The 21,719-nt window shown below is 70.6% G+C and carries 13 protein-coding genes and 2 pseudogenes; 11 read left to right on the forward strand and 4 right to left on the reverse strand.

The features are described from left to right. Positions 1–148 precede the first annotated feature (148 nt). Together ACFJI2_RS05380 and ACFJI2_RS05385 are read right to left on the reverse strand one after the other, a co-directional pair. Entirely contained in the window at positions 149–1,054 is a 906-nt protein-coding gene (locus ACFJI2_RS05380) for a hypothetical protein (protein WP_377704073.1), read from the reverse strand. A gap of 101 nt (positions 1,055–1,155) precedes the next feature. Then, positions 1,156–2,541 (reverse strand): S8 family serine peptidase, encoded by a 1,386-nt coding sequence (locus tag ACFJI2_RS05385; protein ID WP_377704075.1) that lies wholly within the window; start codon positions 2,539–2,541, stop codon positions 1,156–1,158. 105 nt (positions 2,542–2,646) lie between these two features. Here ACFJI2_RS05385 and ACFJI2_RS05390 point away from each other — a divergent pair, with 105 nt between their 5' ends. From ACFJI2_RS05390 to ACFJI2_RS05400, 3 genes are all read left to right on the forward strand, one after another. Continuing rightward, positions 2,647–3,141 carry a sigma-70 family RNA polymerase sigma factor gene (locus ACFJI2_RS05390; RefSeq protein ID WP_107875014.1) on the forward strand — a complete coding sequence of 165 codons (495 nt, stop codon included), beginning with the start codon at positions 2,647–2,649 and terminating at the stop codon, positions 3,139–3,141. Further along, entirely contained in the window at positions 3,138–4,040 is a 903-nt protein-coding gene (locus tag ACFJI2_RS05395) for an anti-sigma factor family protein (protein ID WP_377704077.1), read from the forward strand. The genes ACFJI2_RS05390 and ACFJI2_RS05395 overlap by 4 nt, the downstream gene beginning before the upstream one ends. A gap of 271 nt (positions 4,041–4,311) precedes the next feature. Continuing rightward, positions 4,312–5,457 (forward strand): PEP-CTERM sorting domain-containing protein, encoded by a 1,146-nt coding sequence (locus ACFJI2_RS05400; protein WP_377704078.1) that lies wholly within the window; start codon positions 4,312–4,314, stop codon positions 5,455–5,457. Here ACFJI2_RS05400 and ACFJI2_RS05405 read toward each other — a convergent pair. Both ACFJI2_RS05405 and ACFJI2_RS05410 read right to left on the reverse strand, forming a co-directional pair. Beyond that, positions 5,454–6,998 carry an ATP-binding protein gene (locus ACFJI2_RS05405; RefSeq protein WP_377704079.1) on the reverse strand — a complete coding sequence of 515 codons (1,545 nt, stop codon included), beginning with the start codon at positions 6,996–6,998 and terminating at the stop codon, positions 5,454–5,456. The genes ACFJI2_RS05400 and ACFJI2_RS05405 overlap by 4 nt on opposite strands. Continuing rightward, the gene (locus tag ACFJI2_RS05410) at positions 6,998–7,690 is read right to left on the reverse strand and encodes a response regulator transcription factor (RefSeq protein ID WP_107981127.1); all 693 of its coding nucleotides are present in this window, start codon (positions 7,688–7,690) and stop codon (positions 6,998–7,000) included. The genes ACFJI2_RS05405 and ACFJI2_RS05410 overlap by 1 nt, the downstream gene beginning before the upstream one ends. Before the next feature lie 257 nt (positions 7,691–7,947). Here ACFJI2_RS05410 and ACFJI2_RS05415 point away from each other — a divergent pair, with 257 nt between their 5' ends. The 8 genes and pseudogenes from ACFJI2_RS05415 (at position 7,948) to ACFJI2_RS05450 (ending at position 21,679) form a co-directional block, all read left to right on the forward strand. After that, positions 7,948–9,789 carry an efflux RND transporter periplasmic adaptor subunit gene (locus tag ACFJI2_RS05415; protein WP_377704080.1) on the forward strand — a complete coding sequence of 614 codons (1,842 nt, stop codon included), beginning with the start codon at positions 7,948–7,950 and terminating at the stop codon, positions 9,787–9,789. A gap of 34 nt (positions 9,790–9,823) precedes the next feature. Next, positions 9,824–13,006, forward strand: coding sequence for an efflux RND transporter permease subunit (locus ACFJI2_RS05420; RefSeq protein ID WP_377704081.1), 3,183 nt, complete (start codon positions 9,824–9,826; stop codon positions 13,004–13,006). Next, a pseudogene (locus ACFJI2_RS05425) lies at positions 13,003–16,232 on the forward strand (efflux RND transporter permease subunit). The gene ACFJI2_RS05420 and the pseudogene ACFJI2_RS05425 overlap by 4 nt, the downstream one beginning before the upstream one ends. After that, positions 16,229–17,071, forward strand: a pseudogene (locus tag ACFJI2_RS05430) (TolC family protein); the annotation flags it as partial. The pseudogenes ACFJI2_RS05425 and ACFJI2_RS05430, both read left to right, overlap by 4 nt. 136 nt (positions 17,072–17,207) lie before the next feature. Next, positions 17,208–17,852: a TolC family protein gene (locus tag ACFJI2_RS05435; protein ID WP_377705798.1), complete on the forward strand. Its 645-nt coding sequence runs from the start codon at positions 17,208–17,210 to the stop codon at positions 17,850–17,852. A 100-nt stretch (positions 17,853–17,952) separates the two neighbouring features. Continuing rightward, positions 17,953–18,270, forward strand: a complete 318-nt coding sequence (locus ACFJI2_RS05440; protein ID WP_377704082.1) for a chemotaxis protein CheB — start codon at positions 17,953–17,955, stop codon at positions 18,268–18,270. 23 nt (positions 18,271–18,293) lie between these two features. Beyond that, complete coding sequence (locus tag ACFJI2_RS05445) at positions 18,294–20,516, forward strand: CheR family methyltransferase (RefSeq protein WP_377704083.1); 2,223 nt, start codon at positions 18,294–18,296, stop codon at positions 20,514–20,516. Then, positions 20,513–21,679 carry a histidine kinase gene (locus tag ACFJI2_RS05450; RefSeq protein ID WP_377704084.1) on the forward strand — a complete coding sequence of 389 codons (1,167 nt, stop codon included), beginning with the start codon at positions 20,513–20,515 and terminating at the stop codon, positions 21,677–21,679. Before ACFJI2_RS05445 ends, ACFJI2_RS05450 begins: the two co-directional genes overlap by 4 nt. Positions 21,680–21,719 lie beyond the last annotated feature (40 nt).

Below are 21,719 nucleotides of genomic sequence, written 5' to 3' on the forward strand. Positions count from 1 at the left end.
GGACAGCGTCAACCGTTCTGAGGACCGCTTCGCCTGAAGCGGCCCGCCGGCTCCGCAGTCTCGCATCGGTCAGCTGCCGTAGGCCGGACCTCTGCCCAGGAGCCAAGTGCCGCCTGTCTTACGTTTCGCTGCCTTGCGTTTCGCTGTCTTACGTTTCGCTGTTCGACGCGCTGCCGTTCGACGCGCCGCTGCCGTGCGACGAACTGCCGCCGCCGGCCGAGCCGCTGCCGCTCGCCGAGCCGCTACCACCGGCCGAGCCCTGGATGTTCACCGGTGGCTGTGCGCCAACGCTGCCTGCCGCGCTCCTGGCGCCGCTTGCGGCAGCCTGCTTGCTGCCCTTTGCGGCACCGGAAGCGTTCGCCGCGCTGGACTGCGCGTAGGCGCGGGTGCTGTCCGCCTGGGTTTTCACACCGTCGCGCAAAGGCGCCGCCGTGCCGCGTCCCGCTTGAGCCGCAGTGCCCGCCAGTTGACGGCTGCCGCTGCCATCGGCTGCCACCGAGATGCCAAAGTTCCCGCTCCCGTTGCCATTGGCAGCGGCATGCCCGCCTTGTGCAGGCTGTGCTGGCTGTACTTGCTGTGCTGGCTGCGCAGCGGTGCTTGCGGCGGGGGCTGTGGCGGGGGCCGCGGCCGGCGCCAGGTTGCTGGCAAGGGAGCCGTTGCCGCTTGCGCCGCCCGCCGCCTGGCCATCCGCCGCAGCGGATTTCGAGCCGAACAAACTGCTGAAGAAGCCCGGTTTCTGGCCTGCGGCCGCGCCGTCCGCGCCCGCTGCCGACGGCGCGCCGGCCGCGCTGCGGCCATCAACGGCGCTGCGGCCATCGACAGCGCTGCGGCCGTCAACAGCACTGGTGGCCGAGCGCGCCGCATCGAGCGTGGACGCGCGGTTGCCGGCAGCGTGCATGCTGCCCATGCCGCTCAGCTGCCCGCCGAAGCTGCCCGCGCCGCCTATCATGCCGCCTACCGGACCGCCACGGCCCAGCAATTGCGCCTGCGCCGAGCAAGCCACGCCGATGGACAGAGCGATGATCAGTTGTTTAGCGATGGTCTGGTTCTTCATGATGTTCTCCTGGTCGTTGGCCGCAGACTGTCTGCCGCCGTTGATAGGAAAACGTCCCTGCTCAGTCGTTTAATCCATCGTCCTGAAAATATTTTTAAAATTTATTGAAACGCCGACGGATCGGTGCGGAACGCCGCGCCCAGCACCCCGTGACCGGTCTCGTTGCTCTGCGTGCCGGGCGCCGCGCCCACGGCCTGCCTGGCCAGCGCCGCCAGCGCCTCGCGGGCCGCATCCGGCGCGGGCCGGGGCAGGGCGCCGGCCAGCAGCGCCGCCACGATGGGCGCCGCGAAGGACGTGCCGCGCACCACGCGGTACGGCGGCGTGCCGACGGCGGCGCTGACCATCTGGCTGCCCGGCGCCGCAAACATCACCTGCGGCCCGCGCGCCGCTTCCGGCAGCGGCCGCCCGCGCTTGTCCACGCCGCTCACGCCCACCACGCCGGGATAGCTGGCCGGATACAGCGGCGGCGCCGCCGGGCCGTCGTTGCCCACCGCCGCCACCAGCAGGTAGCCGCGCCTGACCATGCCGGCCACCACGCGCTCCAGGATCTGGTTCGGCGGGCCGACCAGGCTCAGATTGACCACCGCCACCTGCTCGCGCGCCATCCAGCCCAGCGCGGCGGCCACGCGCGCGGCCGAGCCGCCGGTGGCGCTGTCACAATAGATGTCGGCCGCATACAAGGCCGCTTGCGGGGCCACGCCCTTGAAGCGGCTGGACTGCCCCACCATCAGCGCCGCCACCGCCGTGCCGTGCTGGCTGGGATGAGCCGCGCCGTCGCAACCCCAGCGCACAATGGATGAGTCCTGGAACACCTCATGCCCGCGCTCGACGCCGCCGTCCACCAGGCCGACACGCGCCCCTGCGCCGCCGCGCGCCGCCGCGTCCATGCCCGCGCCCGCGCCCGCAGCCGCAGCCGTACCCGCAGCCGCAGCCGCCGCCCGAGCGGCTCCCGCAGCCGCCACCGCACCAGCAGCGGTCCCCGCGCCAGCCGGGTTCCCGCCTGCCGCGCCGCTGCCCATGTATACGTGATTGAAGTCGTAGGCGCCATCCGGATCGAGCATGCGCAGTTGCGCGAGCGCCGCTGCCGTGGCGGTGCCGGCGGGCACGCGCAGCACCGCCATGCGCTCGCCGCCATCGATGACCTGTTCGCCATCCACGGCCAGCCCGGCCGCCTGCGCCGCCGCCAGTCCTTGCGCGCTGGGCGACCAGGCCAGGATCTGCCCGCGCACCATGGGTTCCCCGCGCGGGTCCGCCTCCAATTCGGCGCGGTGCTGCCTGAGCAGGCCGGCAATGCGCTCCAGGCGCAGCGCGCGCAGGTCGCCGGCGTCGGCGCGGTCCAGCAGGCGACGGCTGTCGCGCAGCGGGTCCTGCAACTGCTGCAGCTGGGGGACTTGCGGAAGTGGCAATTGCGGCAAGCGCAACTGGGCATGGGCGGCGCTCGTGCACAACGCGCACGCCAGCGCGGCAATCAAGGTTCGGATAGGCATGATAGTCAAATGATAGTATAAGAAATCGCACTTTCTTTTGGTTAAACGAACGGGACAGGGATTAAAATCCCTCGCCGCGTCGTTTACCGGTTATTCATGCCAACGATGACAACGATTAATACCGACATCGCCGCCTTGCTGCCGCGCCTGAGGCGTTTTGCCCGCACCATCACCTATCACCGGGAGGATGCGGACGATCTCGTCCAGATCGCCGTTGAACGCGCGCTGCAGCGCAGCGCGCAGTGGGAGCCGGGCACGCGGCTCGACAGCTGGCTGTTCAGGATCATGAAGAACGCGTGGATAGACGAGGCGCGCGCGCGCATGCGGCGCGACCGCGTGTTCGCTCCCGAGGAAGCCGGCGAACACGTGGGCGACGCCGCCGCCGAGGCGCAGCAGCAGCGCATGGCGATCCAGAAAGCCGTCAGCCTGCTGTCCGACGAACACCGCCTCGTGGTGGCGCTGGTGCTGGTGGACGGCATGCCGTACAAAGAGGCCGCCGAGGTGCTCGACATCCCGATGGGCACCCTGACCAGCCGCCTGGCGCGCGCCCGCGCGGCGCTGCAAGACCTGTTATCCGATACTGCGAGGACTGCACCATGAGCATCACCGACGAAACCCTGATGGCCTACGCTGACGGCGAGCTGGCCGAGCCGGCGCGCAGCGAGCTGGAACGCGCGGTGCGCGCCGACCCGGTGCTGGCCGCGCGCGTGGCGCAGCACCAGGCGCTACGCTCGGACGTGTTCGCCGCGTTCGCGCCCATCGCCGAGGAGCCGGTGCCGCCCGCGCTGCTGGCCGCCGCCATGCCCGAGCAGGTGCGCGACCTGGGCGCGGCACGCGCCGCGCGCGAAGAAGCGCGGTCCGCGCAGGTGGCGGAAGCGCAGGCAAGGAGGATGCAGCAGACGCTGCAGGCGCAAGAGGCACAGGAGGCGCAGCACGCGTTCAGGCGCCGCTGGGCCTGGCCAGAATGGGGCGCCATGGCAGCCTCGCTGGCGGTGGGCGTGCTGGTGGGCAGCGTGGTGCTGGGCGGCGGCCATGACGCCAGCCCCGCCGAGCGCGTCGCCAGCGCGGGCGCAGGCGCAGGCGTGGGTGCGGGCGCTGCCGGCCCGGTGGGCGTGCTCGTGGCCGTGCAGGGCGCTGATGGTGTGCCCGTCGCGCAGGGGCGGCTGGCGGAAGCCTTGTCCAATCAGCTGGCGGGCAGCGGGCAGGCCGGTGCGGGCGCCGGCGACGGCGCCGTGCGGATCGGCGTAACGTTTGCCGCCACCGACGGCGCGCTGTGCCGCAGCTTCACCGCCGGCAGCGCCGCCGGCCTGGCCTGCCGCAGCGGCGAACAATGGAAGCTGGCCGTGCTGGCCGAAGCGGAGAAGGGCGCCGGCGGCGACTACCGCCAGGCCGGCAGCGCCATGCCCGCCGCCGTGCTGGAAGCCATCGACGCGCGCATCGCCGGCCCCGCGCTCGACGCGCAAGCCGAAAAAGCCGCGCAGCAGCGCGGCTGGCGCTAACGCGCGCCCCCACAGGTTGCCAGGTTGCCCGGTAGGCAGCGAGGGCTGGGTAGGGCGGATAGGGCGGGTAGGGCAGGTAGGGCGGGTTAGCACCGCAGGTGCGTAACCCGCCACCTCAGCGTCAACCCGTGCCACCCCCTCCCCAGCATACGCCGTATGGCGCGCGCACGGTACACCGATATCCACACAATAAAATAAAGCCGCGCCGCTGCGGTGCGCGGCCTTGCCAGCGTTAGCATGGATGTCCCTCGTCCCAATCCGGAGACACCCCATGCCCAAATCTCATTGCCTGCTCCCGGCCATGCTGCTCTGCGCCGCCGGCAGCGCCCTCGCGGCCGCGCCGCGTTACAGCGTCACGGTGCTGGACAGCAGGCCCAACGCCAGCGCCGTGTCCGCAATCAACAATGCCGGCGTGGCGCTCGGTTCCTTGCGCGAGCCGGACCGCGAAGGGCGCAGCGCCTTCACCTGGAGCGCGGGGGGGCGGACCATGCTGCCGGCGCCGATGCGCACCCCCACCGGCATCAGCGAAATGGGGCACGTGGTCGGCAGCACGGAAATCGCCCTGATCGACGACGGCCGGATCACGATCAATGCCGGCCTGCTGTATTTCCAGGGCGCGGCGACCACCTTGCCGGCCCCGTTTTCTCCCCAGTACGATGTGTCAGGCTGGTTCAGCTATGTCTCGCCGGCCGGCGTCAACAGCGCCGGCACCGTCGTGGCGAATCAGCAAACCAACGGCGCCAGCGGCGCCTACATGGACAGCCACGGCACGACGACCATCCTGCCGCTGAACCATGTATCGGCCATTAACGAGGCGGGCCAGGTGGCCGGCACCGGGAGGATAGACGGCGGCCCCCGGCACGCGATGCTCTACGCCAACGGCCAGGCCGTGGACCTGGGCGCGCTGCCAAGCGATCTCGAAGGCAATAGCGCGGCCACCGACGTGAACGACGCAGGCACGGTGGTCGGCTTGTCGGACCACGGTTTCGGCAACCAGGCCCTCAGCTTCCATTCCTTTATTTACCAGGACGGCGTGCTGCGGGCGCTGGGCAGCCTGGGCATGAGCAACGCGGCCAAGGCGATCAACAACCACGGCGACGTGGTGGGCGAAAACTGGGCCGACGGCAGCGAGCAGGGCAAGCATGCCTATCTGTATCAGGATGGCGTGCAGTACGACCTGGACACCCTGCTTTCCGGCGGCGGCAACTGGCGCATCACCGAGGTGGAAGACATCAACGACAGCGGCCAGATCGTGGGCCGTGCCTGCCGCGACGGCATAGGCTGCTACGCGGCGCTGCTGTCGCCGGTGCCGGAACCGGCTAGCTGCGGCATGCTGCTGGCCGGGCTCGGGCTGCTTGGCTGGCGCGCGCGCAGGCAAGGCCGCAACGCGTTGCCGGCGCAGGCGGCGCCCGCCTAGTCCCGCGCCAGCGGCAGCGTCACGATAAAGGCGCTGTGCCCCGTGCGCAGCTCGGCGCAGCGCGCGTCGCCGCGGTGGCGGCGCGCGATCTGGCGCACCAGCGCCAGGCCCAGCCCGGTGCCCACGCTGTCGCGCGCATTGCTGCTGCGGTAAAAGGGCTCGAACACCTTGTCGAATTCCGCCTTCGGTATGCCCGGCCCCGCGTCCTGCACCACGATCTCCGCGCAGGCCGTCTCGCCCGCGCCGCTGCGGCGCAGCTTCACCGTGGTGGGCGGCAGGCCGTGGCGGCGCGCGTTCTCCAGCAGGTTGCGCAGCATGCGGCGCAGCAGGCGCGCGTCGCCGCGCACCGGCAGCGATTCGCCGTCCAGGTCCGCCTCGTCGTAGCGCGCGCATTCCTCGGCCGCCAGCGGCAGCAGGTCCAGCTCTTCGTTCTCCGTGCGCTCGCCCACCGCGTCCAGGCGGCTGGCCAGCAGAATCTCGTCGATCAGCTGGTCCAGTTCCGCGATGTCCTGCTCCAGGCCCGCGCGGCGCTTCGGGTCCACGTTGTCCTTGGTCAGCTCCAGCGCCAGCCGGATGCGCGCCAGCGGCGTGCGCAGTTCGTGCGACGCGTTGGCCAGCATGGTCTTGTGCGCGCCCACCAGCGCCTCGATCTGGTCGGCCGAGCGGTTGAAACTGGCTGCCAGCGCGGCCACCTCGTCGCTGCCCTTGACCTCCACCCGCGCCGACAGGTTGCCCGCGCCCAGCGACTCCACGCCCAGCTGCAGCTGCTCCAGGCGCCGCGTCACGCGCCGCACCACCGGATAGGCGGCGATGGCGATGAAGGTGGCCAGCCCGATCAGGATGGTGTGCAGCCGCATGCGCGAGGGCATCTGGCGCAGCGGCGTGTTCGACACGATGTGGCGGCCGTCGTCCAGCCGCATCTGGAAGCGGCGCTGGCGCAGCGGGCGGTCCAGGTCCTCGTCGCCGCGCGCCCAGCGCCGCGCGCGGTCCAGCGGCCCGGCGCGTGGCGCCGTGCGCTCGTCGTCCTTCGCGTCCAGCGCATCTTGCGTGTCCGCCGCCGCGCCGCCCATGCCGCCGTCCTGTGCGGCGCCGCCGCGCCGCGCGCCCGCATCGCTTGCGTCGCCCGCACCGCCTGCATCGCCGTGTTCCGCGCCGCGCTCGCCGCGCTGCCAACGGCCGCCTTGCCCCTCCTGGCCGCCGTCCATGCGTTGCATCCGCTCCAGCTGCGCCATGCGCTGCGCGCGCAGCTGGCGCCGGTCCGGGCGTTCCAGCGGCTCGCCCACGTAGGCCAGCCGCTGCCAGTCCTTGCTGAACAGCGTGATGTCGGCGCGCAGGCCGCGCGTCATGCGCTCCAGCGCGGCCTGCTGCTGCTCGGGCGGCGCCTCGGCCGGCGGCAGCGCGTTGCGCAGCAGCGTGCCCAGCGTGCGGTCCGACAGCTCCACCGGCGCCCCGGCCCACTGCCACAGCAGCACCACCGCCAGCGTCAGCAGCGCCAGGCTGGCCAGCAGCGCGGCGTAGAAGCGGAAATACAGGCGCGGCATCAGTCCTGGTCCTTGGCGAACAGATAGCCCGCCCCGCGCACCGTGATAATGCGGCGCGGATGCTTGGGATCGTCCTCCACGGCGGCGCGGATGCGCGACATGTGCACGTCGATCGACCGGTCGAAAGCCTCGGCCTGGCCGCCGCTGGTGGCGTCCATCAGCGCCTCGCGCGACAGCACCCGGCCGGCGTTCCGGGCCAGCATCAGCAGCACGTCGAACTGGCAGGCGGTCAGCTCGCAGGCCTTGCCGTCCAGCCGCGCGCCGTACGCGCCCGGCTCGATCTCCAGGCGCCCGAAGCGCAGCACCTCGTTGGCCGCGCGCTGCGCCTCGCCGCCCCGGCGCAGCACCGCGCGCAGGCGCGCCAGCAGCTCGCGTGGCTCGAAGGGCTTGGGCAGGTAGTCGTCCGCGCCCAGCTCCAGGCCGATGATGCGGTCGATCGCGTCGCCGCGCGCGGTCAGCATCACCACCGGGATGTTGGAGTGCGCGCGCAGCTGGCGGCACACCTCCAGCCCGTCCATGTCCGGCAGCATCAGGTCCAGGATCACGGCGTCGGCCTGGTTGGCCGCCAGCCAGGCCAGCGCCGGCTTGGCGCGCGTGTGGGCGGTGACCTCGAACTTGGCCGTGGTCAGGTATTCGGACAGCATCTCGCTCAGGCGCGGATCGTCCTCGATAATCAGGATATGTTCGCTCATGCCCCATTTTACGGAGCCCGGCCGCCCCCGGTCACCACTATTTTGTAGCAGCTTTGTATCGGGCGGTGATCGCATGTAACCGGCTCCCGCCGCAGCCGGCGGCGGCGCGCCGGCCCGCCGTTGCAGGCGCTCTGGCTTGCATGTTGGAAACTACCCCGGTTTTGGGCCGGCCGGCCCCATGCTGCACCGCGGCGGCGCGGGCGCGAATTGTTTCAAACCGACACGTAGGCAAAATACCAATGTGCTAGAGTCGTTTCATGCTACCGGCGCGTACTGGGCGCGCCGCCAAGAACAAGGACACCGCGATGACTTCGCCCGCATCACCCTCGACCGATAACAAAGCCGCCAAACCCGCCACCCCCAAGCGCAGCCGCCGCGCGCAGCTCATCGGCGGCGTGCTGGCCGTGGCCGCCATGGCCGGCCTGGGCGGCCTGGCCTGGCACCTGACCCATCCCGCCGCAGGGCAGGGCGCGCAAGCGGGCGGGTCTGGCGCAGGCCCCGGCGGGCCGGGCGGCGGCGGTCCAGGCGGCGGGGGCGGCGGGCGGCGCGGCGGCGGCGCCACCACGGTGGGCGTGGCCACGGCCGACCAAGCCGACATCCCGGTGGTGCTGGATGCGCTGGGCACGGTCACGGCGGCGGCCACCACCACGGTGCGTCCGCAGGTGTCCGGCATCCTGCAGAAAGTGCTGTTCAAGGAAGGCCAGATGGTCAAGGCCGGCCAGGTGCTGGCCCAGATCGACCCGCGCCAGTTCGAGCTGGCGCTGATGCAGGCCACGGGCCAGCGCCAGCGCGACGAGGCGCAGCTGGAGAACGCCAGGCTGACGCTGGAGCGCTACCGCACCTTGCTGTCGCAGGACTCGATCGCGCGCCAGGACGTGGACACACAGGCCGCGCAGGTCAAGCAGCTGGAAGGCACCGTCATGACCGACCGCGCCAACGAGGGCACGGCGCGCCTGAACCTGGGCTATACCAGGGTGGTGGCGCCGATCAGCGGGCGGGTCGGCCTGCGGGTGGTCGACATCGGCAACCTGGTCAGCTCGGGCGACGCGGCCGGCATCGCCGTCATCACCCAGCTCTCGCCGATCGACGTGGAATTCTCCGTGCCGCAGGACCAGGGGCCGCTGGTGATGGAGGGCGTGAGCGCGGGCGCGGCGCTGCCGGCCATTGCGCTGGACCGCACGCGCGCCGTCACGCTCGACAGCGGCCGCTTCTCGGCGCTGGACAACCAGGTCGACACGCAGACCGGCACCATCAAAGCCAAGGCGCGCTTCGCCAACGCCAAGAACACGCTGTTCCCCAGCCAGTTCGTCAACGTGCGGCTGGAACTGCGCACCATCAAGGACGCCGTCATGGTGCCGGTGACCGCGCTGCGGCACGGCAGCAAGGGCGATTTCGTCTATGTGCTGAACGGCGACAAGACCGTCAGCACGCGCCCCGTCACGCGCGGCCAGGCCACGGTGGACAAGGTTGAGATCCGCACCGGCCTGAAGGCGGGCGAGCAAGTCATCACCGAGGGCGCGGACCGCCTGAAGGACGGCGCCAGGGTGGTGCTGCCGGGCGATAAGCCGGGCGCGGGCGGCGGCGAAGGACGCCGGCGCGGCAAGCGGGACGGGCAGGGCGTCGGCCAGGGCGGGCAGGCTGCGGGCGGCGGCGCCGGTGCTGCCGCTGATGCAGGCGCAGCGGGCGCTGCGGGCGCAGCTGGCGCTGGCGCGGCCACCGGGCCGGCAGGCGCGCAGGGTGGGGGGCAGGGAGCCGGAGGCGAGGGCGCGCGCGGCACGGACGCCGGAAGCGGCGAACGCCGCCACCGCCGCGGCGAAGGCGGCGCCTCGGGCGCAGCGGCAGGCGGCTCCGGCGACGCAGCGCAGGGCACCGGGACAGGCGAACGCCGCCACCGCCGCAGCGAGGGCGACGCCGCTCCATCCGCCAGCGGTTCGCCCGCCGCCGGTTCTCCCGCCGATGGCGCGGCTGCCGGCGCTACGCCGGGCGAACGCCGCCACCGCGACTGGTCGGCAGGCGCCCGCGCGTCGGCGCCGCCGGCAGCCGGCGTGCCGGCATCGTCCGCGCCGGCATCGTCCGCGCCGGCGCCGGGAGCGCGCTGATGGCCGCATGCATCCATCACGCGGGCGGTGCGCCATGAGTCCGTCGCGTCCCTTCATCCAGCGCCCGGTGGCGACCTCGCTGCTGATGCTGGCCATCGTGCTGGCCGGCCTGGTCGGCTTCAAGTTCCTGCCGCTGTCGGCGCTGCCGCAAGTCGATTTCCCCACCATCCAGGTGCAGACGCTGTACCCCGGCGCCAGCCCCGAAGTGATGGGCCAGACCGTCACCGCGCCGCTGGAGCGCCAGTTCGGCCAGATGTCCGGCCTGCAGCGCATGAGCTCCACCAGCGCTGCCGGCGTGTCCATCATCACCCTGCAGTTCGGCCTGGGCCAGACGCTGGACGTGGCCGAGCAGGAAGTGCAGGCCGCCATCAACGCCGGCGGCTCGCTGCTGCCCACCGACCTGCCGGCGCCTCCCGTGTACGCCAAGGTCAACCCGGCCGACGCCCCGGTGCTGACCCTGGCCATCACCTCCGACACCATGCCGCTGACGGAAGTGCAGAACATCGTCAACACCCGCCTGGCGCTGAAGATCAGCCAGGTGTCCGGCGTCGGCCTGGTCACGCTGAGCGGCGGCCAGCGCCCGGCCGTGCGCATCCAGGCCGACACGCAGGCGCTGTCGTCCTACGGCCTCGGCCTGGACACGCTGCGCACCGCCATCACTGCCTCCAACGCCAACAGCGCCAAAGGCAGCTTCGACGGCCCCACGCGCTCGTTCACCATCAACGCCAACGACCAGCTGGTCACCGCGCAGGACTACAAAAACCTCATCGTGGCCTACCGCAACGGCGCCCCGGTGCGCCTGACCGACGTGGCGCGCGTGGTCGACAGCGCGGAGAACGTCAAGCTGGGCGCCTGGTCCGGCAGCAGCGCCGGCCTGGTGCCGGCCATCATCCTGAACGTGCAGCGCCAGCCCGGCGCCAACGTCATCGCCACCGTGGACGCCATCAAGGCGCGCCTGCCCGAGCTGCAGGCCGGCCTGCCCGGCGCGCTCAAGGTGGACGTGCTGAGCGACCGCACCACCGGCATCCGCGCCTCCGTCAAGCACGTCGAATTCGAGCTGGTGCTGGCCGTGCTGCTGGTGGTGCTGGTGATCTTCTTCTTCCTGCACAGCGTGCGCGCCACCGTCATCGCCAGCCTGGCCGTGCCGATCTCGCTGGTGGGCACCTTCGGCGTCATGTATTTGCTGGGCTACAGCCTGAACAACCTGAGCCTGATGTCGCTCACCATCGCCACCGGCTTCGTGGTGGACGACGCCATCGTCATGATCGAGAACATTGCCCGCTACATCGAGGAGGGCGAGACGCCGATGGCCGCCGCCATCAAGGGCGCCACGCAAATCGGCTTCACCATCATCTCGCTGACCGTGTCGCTGATCGCCGTGCTGATCCCGCTGCTGTTCATGGGCGACGTGGTGGGCCGCCTGTTCCGCGAATTCGCCGTCACGCTGGCCATCACCATCCTGATCTCGGCCGTGGTCTCGCTTACCCTGGTGCCCATGATGTCGGCGCGCTGGCTCACCAGCCACAAGGACGACGCGCCCAACTCCTTCGGCGGCCGCGTGCAGCGCTTCTTCGACAAGGTGATCGGCCACTACGACACCTCGCTGCAATGGGTGCTGCGGCGCCAGGGCCTGACCTTGCTGGTGGCGCTGGCCACCTTGGGGCTGACGGTGCTGCTGTACGTGTTCATCCCCAAGGGCTTGTTCCCCACCCAGGACACCGGCCAGCTGCAGGCCCGCATCGAAACCGCGCAGGCGGTGTCGTACAGCCGCATGGCCGAGCTGCAGCAGGCCGCCGCGCGCGCCATCCTGGAGGATCCGGACGTCGCCACCCTGAGTTCCCTGGTGGGCGTGGACGCGGCCAACAACACCATGCTGCACACCGGCCGCATGCTGATCAACCTGAAGGACAAGCGCGGCCACCAGGACGAGATCATGGAGCGCCTGCGCCGCCGCGTGGCCGCCGTGGCCGGCGTCACCATCTACCTGCAGCCCACGCAGGATCTCACCATCGACGCCGAATCCGGCCCCACGCAGTACCGCGTGTCGCTGGAAGGCGCGGACACGGCCACCGTCACCGAATGGGCCGGCAAGCTGGCCGCGCAGATGCAGAAGAAGGAGCAGCTGCGCAACGTGGTGTCGGACGCCGGCGCCACCGGCGTGGCCGCGCAGGTGAGCATAGACCGCGACAGCGCCTCGCGCCTGTCCATCACCGCCGCAGCCATCGACGACGCGCTCTACAGCGCCTTCGGCCAGCGCATCGTCTCCACCATCTTCACCGAGACCAACCAGTATCGCGTGATCCTGGAAGCGCAGCCGGACACCCTGACCACCACCGACTCGCTGGGCAACCTGCACCTGAAAACCGGCTCCGGCAAGCCCACGCCGCTGTCGGCGGTGGCCAGCATCACCGAGCGCCCGGCGCCGCTGCAGATCACCCACGTGGCGCAGTATCCCGCTACCACCTTGGGCTTCGACACGGCGCCCGGCGTGTCGCTGGGCCATTCGGTGGAAGCGATCCGCGAAGCGGCCGGAGAGATCAAGCTGCCGCCGTCGGTGTCGATGACCTTCCTGGGCGCGGCCGGCGCCTACCAGGCCTCGCTGTCGAACCAGCTGTGGCTGATCCTGGCGGCCGTGATCTGCGTCTACATCGTGCTCGGCGTGCTGTACGAGAGCTACATCCACCCGCTGACGATTTTGTCCACCCTGCCGTCGGCCGGCGTGGGCGCCTTGCTGGCGCTGATGGTCAGCGGCCAGGACCTGGGCGTGATCGGCATCATCGGCATCATTCTGCTGATCGGCATTGTCAAGAAGAACGCCATCATGATGATCGACTTCGCCATCGAGGCGGAGCGGGGCGACGGTGTCAACCCGGGCAAGCCGCCGCAGGAAGCGATCCATCAGGCCGCGCTGCTGCGCTTCCGGCCCATCCTGATGACGACCCTGGCCGCGCTGTTTGCCGCCGTGCCGCTGATGCTGGGCTTCGGCGAGGGCGCCGAGCTGCGCCGGCCGCTGGGCCTGTCCATCTTCGGCGGCCTGATCGTGAGCCAGGTGCTGACCTTGTACACCACGCCGGTGATTTACCTCGGCTTCGACCGCCTGGGGCGGCGCTGGCGCGGCCGCAGCGGCCGCAGTGACGACGGCAGACAGGACGCGCCGGCATCCGCATCCGCATCGGCCCCGCCGCCGCGCGCCGTGCCGCCGGGAGCGCAGCCGTGAACCTGTCCGAACCCTTCGTCCGGCGCCCCATCGCCACCGTGCTGCTGACCATCGGCATGGCGTTGGCCGGCATCGGCGCCTTCTTCGTGCTGCCGGTGTCGCCGCTGCCGCAGGTCGACTATCCGTCGATCTCGGTCAGCGCCAGCCTGCCCGGCGCCAGCCCGGACACCATGGCCTCCAGCGTAGCCACGCCGCTGGAGCGGCGCCTGGGCGTGATCGCCGGCGTCAACGAGATGACCTCGTCCTCCGGCAGCGGTTCCACCCGCATCAGCCTGCAGTTCGACCTGAACCGCAAGATCGACGCGGCCGCGCGCGAAGTGCAGGCCGCCATCAACGCTACCCGCGCCGACCTGCCGGCCACCTTGCGCAGCAATCCCACCTACCGCAAGGCCAACCCCTCGGACGCGCCCGTGATCATCCTGGCGCTCACATCGCCCACCCGCAAGCCCGGCCAGATCTACGAGGCCGTGTCCAACATCGTGCAGCAGAAGCTGGCGCAGGTGAAGGGCGTGGGGGATGTGGAGATCGGCGGCGGCTCGCTGCCGGCGGTTCGCGTGGAACTGCTGCCGTACGCCGTGAACCGCTATGGCGTGTCGATGGAGGACGTGCGCGCCGCCATCCAGGCCTCCAACGCCAACCGCCCCAGGGGGCGCTGGAAGGCGACGAGCGCCGCCTGCAGATCTACTCGGCGCCCGCGCGCGCCAGTGGCGTGGTGCCCGGTTCCGGCTCCGCGGTCGGCAACCCGGCGGCCCGCCTCAACGCGGCGGACTACCGCGACCTGGTGGTGGCCTGGCGCGACGGCGCCGCCATCCGCCTGCGCGACATCGCCACCGTGGAAGACGGCGCGGAGAACAAGAACACGCTCGGCCTGTTCAACGGCGAACCGGCCGTCATCGTGCTGGTCACGCGCCAGCCGGGCGCCAACGTCATCGAAACCGTGGACGGCGTGCGCGACCTGATCCCGCAGCTGCAGGCGCAGCTGCCGCCGGACGTGAAGCTGGAAGTGGCGTCCGACAGCACCAACTCCATCCGCTCCTCGCTGCACGAAATCGAGCTCACGCTGATCATCTCCATCGTGCTGGTGGTGCTGGTGGTGAGCGCCTTCCTGCGCAGCGCGCGCGCCACCATCATCCCGGCGGTGGCCACCATCGTGTCCCTGCTGGGCACCTTCGGCGTGATGTACCTGCTGGGCTTCAGCCTGAACAACCTGAGCCTGATGGCGCTCACCGTGGCCACCGGCTTCGTGGTGGACGACGCCATCGTGGTGCTGGAAAACACCGCGCGTCATATCGAAGCCGGCATGGACCGCTTCAAGGCCGCGCTGCTGGGCGCGCGCGAGGTGGGCTTCACCGTGCTGTCCATTTCGCTGTCGCTGGTGGCCGTGTTCATTCCGCTGCTGTTCATGGGCGGCCAGGTGGGACGGCTGTTCCGCGAGTTCGCCGTCACCCTGTCGGCGGCGGTCATGATCTCGCTGGTGATCTCGCTCACCACCACGCCGATGATGTGCGCCTGGCTGCTCAAGCCCGGCCACGACGGCAAGCCCGAGGGCAGGGTGGCGCGCCTGTTCGAGCGCGGCTTCCAGGCCGTGCTGCGGGTGTACGAGCATTCGCTGGACTGGGCGCTGCACAGCCTGTGGCTGGTGATGGCCATCCTGGTGTTCGTGGTCGGCCTGAACGTCTACCTGTTCGCGGCCGCGCCCAAGGGCTTCTTCCCGCAGCAGGACACGGGCCAGATCAACGGCGGCATGCGCGCCGACCAGAGCATCTCCTTCCAGGCCATGCAGGGCAAGCTGCGCCAGCTGGTCAACATCATCAAGCGCGACCCGGCCGTGGCCACCGTGGTGGGCTTTACCGGCGGCTCGCGCGCCGGCGGCGGCTTCATGTTCATCAACCTCAAGCCGGCCTCCGAGCGCAGCGAGTCCGGCCAGGCCGTCATCGCGCGCCTGCGCCCGCAGCTGGCCCAGGTCACCGGCGTGTCGCTGTTCCTGAACACGGTGCAGGACTTGCGCATGGGCGGGCGCTCGGCCAATTCCACCTACCAGTACACGCTCAAGAGCGACAATCGGGCCGACCTCAAGGCCTGGGCCGGCAAGCTTGCCGATTCGATGAAGCAGCAGCCCGAGTTGATCGACGTGGACACCGACCAGGCGGAAAACGGCGTGGAGACCTTCGTCACCATCGACAAGGACACCATCAGCCGCATGGGCATCGGCGTGCGCGACGTGGACAACGCGCTGTACAACGCCTTCGGCCAGCGCCAGGTGGCCACCATCTACGATGAGCTGAACCAGTACAAGGTGGTGATGGAAGTGGCGCCGGAATACGCGAAGAGCCCGGAAGCGCTGAAGGACGTGTACGTGTCGGCCAAGGGCACCGGCGGCGGCTCGAACAATGTGGCCGCCGCGCGCGACGCGTCGACCGGCTCGGCGCTGAGCACCTCGGTGGCGGCCATGGCGCCGCTGACGGCGCTGGCCACCTTCGCCGAAAGCGCCACGCCCACGTCGGTGAACCATCAGGACGGCGAGCTGGCCACCACGGTGTCCTTCAACCTGGTCGACGGTTTCAGCCTGAGCGACGGCCAGGCCGCCGTCAAGCAGGCCGAAGCCGACATCGGCATGCCGAACAATGTGCGCGGCAGCTTCCAGGGCACGGCCAAGGCGGCCGACGACAGCAACAAGCAGCAGCCCTTGCTGATCCTGGCGGCCATCGTCGTCATCTACATCGTGCTGGGCATCCTGTATGAGAGCCTGGTGCACCCGGTGACCGTGCTGTCCACCTTGCCGTCGGCCGGCGTGGGGGCCGTGCTGGCGCTGCTGATGTTCAAGATGGAGTTTTCCATCATTGCGCTGATCGGCGTGTTCCTGCTGATCGGCATCGTCAAGAAGAACGCCATCCTGATCATCGACTTCGCGCTGGAAGCCGAGCGCGCGCGCGGGCTGACGGCGGTGGAGGCGGTGCGCGAAGCCTGCCTGCTGCGCTTCCGCCCCATCCTGATGACCACGCTGGCCGCCGCGCTGGGCGCCTTGCCGCTGGCGATCGGCTTCGGCGAAGGCTCCGAACTGCGCCAGCCGTTGGGCATCGCCATCATCGGCGGCCTGATCGCCAGCCAGTTGCTGACCTTGTTGACCACGCCGGTGGTCTACGTCCTGATGGACAAGCTGCGCAGCCGCAGCGAATCCGAAATCCAATTGAGCAGGCAGGCAACTGCCGAACCGAGTACGCCATGAACCCGTCCCCATCCAGCGCCCGCCGCGCCACCGCCATTCACCCCGCCGGTCCCGCCGCTGCGCGGCCGCCGCGCCTGACCGGGCTGGCCGCCTGCGTGCTGGCCGCGTGCGCGCTGTCCGGCTGCGCGGTCGGACCCAAGTACCAGGTGCCCGCCACGCCGCAGGCCGCCGCCTTCAAGGAGGCCGACGGCTGGGCGCCCGCCGCGCCGGCGGACATGCTGGAACGCGGCCCGTGGTGGACCTTGTTCGGCGACCCCGTATTGAACGAGCTGGCCGCCTCCATCGAGGTGTCGAACCAGAACGTGGCCGCCGCCGCCGCGTCGTACGCCCAGGCGCGCGCACTGGTGGCCGAGCAGCGCGCGCAGCTGTTCCCGGCGGTGGACCTGACCGGCAGCGCCAACCGCAGCGGCGGGGGCGGCGCCACGCGCACCTCCAGCGCCTACCGCGTGAACCTGGGCGGCAGCTGGGAACCGGACATCTGGGGCCGCCTGGGCGCCGCCAGTACCGCCGCCAGCGCCAGCGCCGCCGCCAGCGCGGCCGACCTGGCTGCGGCGCGCCTGTCCGCGCAGGGCGAGCTGGCCGCCAACTACTTCGCGCTGCGCCAGGCCGACGCGCAGAAGGCGCTGCTGGACGCCACCGTGCAGGGCTACGAGCGCGTGCTGCAGATCACGCAAAACCGCTTCAACGCATCCATCGCCGCCAAGTCCGACGTGCTGCAGGCCGAGACCCAGCTGGCCAACGCCCGCATAGACTTGATCAGCATCACCCGCCAGCGCGCCCAGCTCGAACACGCGATCGCCGTCCTGCTGGGCAAGGCGCCCGCCGAGTTCACCCTGGCCCCGCTGCCGCAAGCGTCCAGCCTCGCGCTGCCGTCGCTGCCGGCCCAGGCCGCCGCAGCCGCGCCGCTGCCAGGCGCCTCCCCGGCCCGCCAGCCGGACGGCTCCGGGCGCATCGTGATGGCGCCGCCGCTGGTCTATGCGTCGCCGGACGGCGCCGAGCCGGCGGCATGGGGCGGAGCGGTGGTGCCGGCTATTCCGGCTGTCGTACCGTCGGCCTTGCTGCAGCGCCGCCCGGACATCGCCGCCGCCGAGCGCCGCGTGGCTGCCGCCAACGAGCAGATCGGCATCGCCCGCGCCGCCTACTTCCCCCAACCTGAACCTGAGTGCGTCCTACGGCTTCGGCGCCAGCGCCGCGTCCGGCCTGTTCAACGCCTCGAACAGCTTGTGGTCGCTCGGCCTGTCGGCCGCGCAGACCCTGTTCGACGCCGGTGCCACCCGCGCCCGCGTGGCCGGCGCCGAAGCGTCGCGCGATGCGGCCATCGCGCGCTACCGCCAGACCGTGCTGGCCGCCTTCGCCGACGTGGAAGACCAGCTGGCCGCCAGCCGCGCCCTGGAGCAGCAGCAGGCGCACCGCCGCGCCGCCGCCGCCGCTGCCGACCAGGTCGAGCAGCAGATGCTGAACCGCTACCGCGCCGGCCAGGTCGGCTACACCGACGTGGTGCAGGCCCAAGTCACGGCGCTCAACGCGCGCCGCGCCCTGCTGCAGGCCCAGGCCGACCGCCAGACCACGGCCGTGGCGCTGATCCAGTCGCTGGGCGGCGGCTGGCACGCGGAGCGCTAACTGTCGCCAATCGGACGCGTGCACCGGCGGGCGCTGGCTTTCGGGGGGGCCGCTTTGTATAATCGGCAATTCACTTCAGCGCCCTGGATCGTCCGCACCGATGAGCAACCCTGACCCCGCCGTGCCGGCCCCGGCACCCAAGCCTGCCATTCCCGTGGTGGCGATCGGCGCGTCCGCCGGCGGCCTGGAGCCCATCTGCGAGCTGCTGGCGGCCGTGCCGCCGGACAGCCGCTTCGCCTTCGTGGTGGTGCAGCACCTCGATCCGCAGCACACCGGCATGCTGCCCGAGCTGCTGCAGCGGGTGACGGCCATGCCGGTGCAGGAAGCGGCCGACGGCACCCAGGTTGAAGCGGGCAGCGTGTACGTGATTCCCCCGAACCGCGACCTCGGCTACGCGCGCGCGGCGCGCTGCGCCTGACGCGCCGCCAGCGCGTGCCCGGCGTGAGCCTGTCGATCGACCGCTTCATGGGTGAGCTGGCGGCCGACTGCGGCACGCTGGCCACCGGCGTGGTGCTGTCGGGCATGGGCAGCGACGGCAGCGCGGGCCTGCGCGCCATCCAGGAGCACGGCGGCCTGACGCTGGCCCAGCAGCCGGCTTCGGCGCGCTTTGCCGCCATGCCGCAAAGCGCCATCGATACCGGCGCGGTTGACATCGTGGCGCGCCCGGGCGAGATGCCCGCCCTGATCGCCGGCCGCCTGGCGCACCAGCAGACGCTGCGCGTGGTGCCCGGCACGCAGCGCCGCAACGCCCTGAACGAACTGCTGCAATTCCTGCTGGCGCGCACCGGCAACGACTTCGCCGACTACAAGATGAACACCGTCATGCGCCGCATCGAGCGCCGCATGGCGCTGCACCAGCGCGCCTCGCTGGAATCCTATGTCAGCCTGCTGCATCAGAACCCGGCTGAGGTGCAGCTGCTGTTCAAGGAAATGCTGATCGGCGTGACCAGCTTCTTCCGCGACCAGAAGGTATGGGAGCAGCTCAGGACGACGGCGCTGCCGCAGCTGCAGCAGGCGCACCCGGACGGCGCCGCCTTCAAGGCCTGGGTGCCGGCCTGCTCGACCGGCGAGGAAGCGTATTCGCTGGCCATGGCGTTCAGCGAGGCGGTCGAGCATGTCAGCCCGAAAGCCAAGTACACGCTGCAGATCTTTGCCACCGACCTCGATCCGGACGCCATCGACCGCGCCCGCAACGGCCAGTTCGGGCGCAACATCGAAGCCGACGTGTCGCCCGAGCGGCTGCAGCGCTTCTTCGTGGCCGACGAGCAGGGCTACCGGGTGCGCAAGGAGTTGCGCAACATGATCATCTTCGCGCAGCAGAACATCATTTCGGACCCGCCGTTCACCAAGCTCGACATCCTGAGCTGCCGCAACCTGCTGATCTATTTCAGCCCCAAGCTGCAGCAGCGCCTGATACCGCTGTTCCATTACGCGCTCAAGCCGGAAGGCTTGCTGCTGCTGGGCAGCGCCGACACGCCGGGCCAGTTCACGGAGCTGTTCGCGCCGCTGCAGGGCGTGAGCCGGATTTACCAGCGTCTCGATGCCAGCACGCACAGGCTGGTACACTATTTCCCAACCAAGGTGGCGGCGGTCGCCCCCATCCCCAATGAAGCCAGGTCCGCATCCATGAACGGCAATCTTCAAACGCAGGTCGAGCAGCTGCTGCTGAAAAAGCACACGCCGGCGGCCGTGCTGCTCAACCACGACGGCGATATTCTCTATATCCACGGCCGCACCGGCACCTACCTGGAGCCGGCGGCCGGCAAGGCCAACTGGAACATCCACGCCATGGCGCGCGACTGCCTGCGCTACGAGCTGGCCGACTTGCTGCAGCGCGCGCTGGCCAACGAAGGCCCGCAGATCCTGGGCGGCCTGGTGATCAACAGCGGCGGCCAGGAACTGTCGGTGGACCTAAGCGCCGAGGCGCTGGGCGACGGCGAGGCGCTGCACGGCATGGTGCTGGTGACGTTCGCCAGCGCGCCGCGTCCGGCCGGGCGGCGCTCGCGCTCGGCCAGTCCGCGCGTGACGGAACTGGAGCAGCAGCTGGCCCAGGCGCGCCTGGAGATCCAGGCTGTGCGCGACGAAATGCAGACTTCGCGCGAGGAGCTGCGCTCGGCCAACGAGGAACTGCAGTCCACCAACGAGGAGCTGCAGTCCACCAACGAAGAGCTGACCACGTCGAAAGAGGAGATGCAGTCGCTCAACGAGGAGCTGTACACCGTCAACGCCGAGCTGCAATCGAAGGTGGACGACCTGTCGCTGGTCAACAGCGACATGAAGAACCTGCTCAACAGTACCGACATTGCCACCATCTTCCTGGACAATGTGCTGCACATCCGCCGCTTCACCACGCAGGCCACGCAGATCTACAAGCTGATCGCCGGCGACGTGCAGCGCCCGCTGAGCGATATTTCCAGCGACCTGATCTATCCGGAACTGGAGGAGGACGCCAATGAAGTGCTGCGCACCCTGGTGTTCAGCGAGAAGCAGATCCCCACCCGCAGCGGGCGCTGGTTCACGGTGCGCATCATGCCTTACCGCACGGTGGACAATGTGATCGACGGCCTGGTGCTCACCTTCATCAATATCACCAGCGCCAAGGAACTGGAATCGCGGCTGCGCGCATTGAGCCATCCGGAAGGTGGCGACGGAGCGCTGCGATGAGCCGGGGGCAGGGCGGCCGTCCGGACAGCGACGCGCTGCGCCAGTGGCAGGCGCTGCAGCTCAGCAAGCTCGAACTCGAACTGCAGCAGCAGGCGCTGACGGCGCTGCAGCAAAGCAGCGAGCAGGCGCAGGCCGGGCAGGCCTTGTACCAGCAGCTGTTCGAACTGTCGCCCGCGTGCAGCTATGCGCTGGACCGGGCCGGCCGCGTGGTGTGCGCCAACCAGGCCGGCGCCGCGTTGCTGGCGCAAAGCCCGCTGGCGCTGCAGGGGCAGCCCTTCGAACGCTACCTGGCGCCCGAGGAGCAGCCGCGCTGGCGCGCGCTGGCTGCCGCGCTGCTGAGCGGTGGCGGCGCCGCCGGCATGGACTCGCAGCTGTTTGCCGCCATACCCGGCGCCTGCGCGGTGCGCCTCGACGCCCGGCTGGACGCGGCCACCGGCCTGTGTTGCGTGGTGATGGCGCCGCAGGCCAGGGATGAGGCGGTCCCGGTGGCGCAATTGCGCCTGCTGGCCGAGCATGAGGCCAATGCGCTGGAGACCGCGCGCATGGAGCTGGCGCGCACCATGCACGACCAGGTGGGCCAGAACCTGCTGGCGCTGCGCATGGAGGTGGCGCTGCTGAACCAGCGCACGCAGCCGCGCCAGGGGCCGCTGCACATGCGCGCCCGCGCCGCGCTGGACAATGTCGACGTCACGCTGCGCAGCGTGCGCGCCATGCTGAACCAGCTGCGGCCGGCCGTGCTGGACCTGGGCCTGCAAGCGGCCATGGACTGGCTGCTGGCCGACTTCCGCAAGCGCAGCGGCCTGGCCTGCACGCTGGACGTGCCGGACGAGCAGGTCTTCGACTGCCTGGACGATGGCGCCGCCCTGGTGCTGTTCCGCCAGTTGCAGGCCGCGCTGCAGTCGATACAGGGCGACGCCGGCGCCAGTTCGGTGGCGGTCAGCCTGCGGCGCCAGGGCGGCAGCGGCGGCGTGCTGCTGATGGTGACGGACGACGGCGCCGGCGACGGCGGCGCGGCGGCCGGTTCCGGCCGGCGCCAGCGCCAGGCACTGGTCATGCTGGCCATAGGCGAACGCCTGCGCTCCTATGGCGGCAAGCTGGAAGTGGTGTACGGCGTCGGCCAGGGCTGCCGCATCAGCATGCGCCTGCCGGGCCGCCGTAGCTAAAACACCATTTAGCTAAAAACCATTTTCAGGGCCGGGCGCA

Origin of the sequence: Pseudoduganella sp. UC29_71, assembly GCF_042693265.1 — a bacterium.
In the GTDB taxonomy this organism is placed as follows: Bacteria; Pseudomonadota; Gammaproteobacteria; order Burkholderiales; family Burkholderiaceae_D; genus Rugamonas.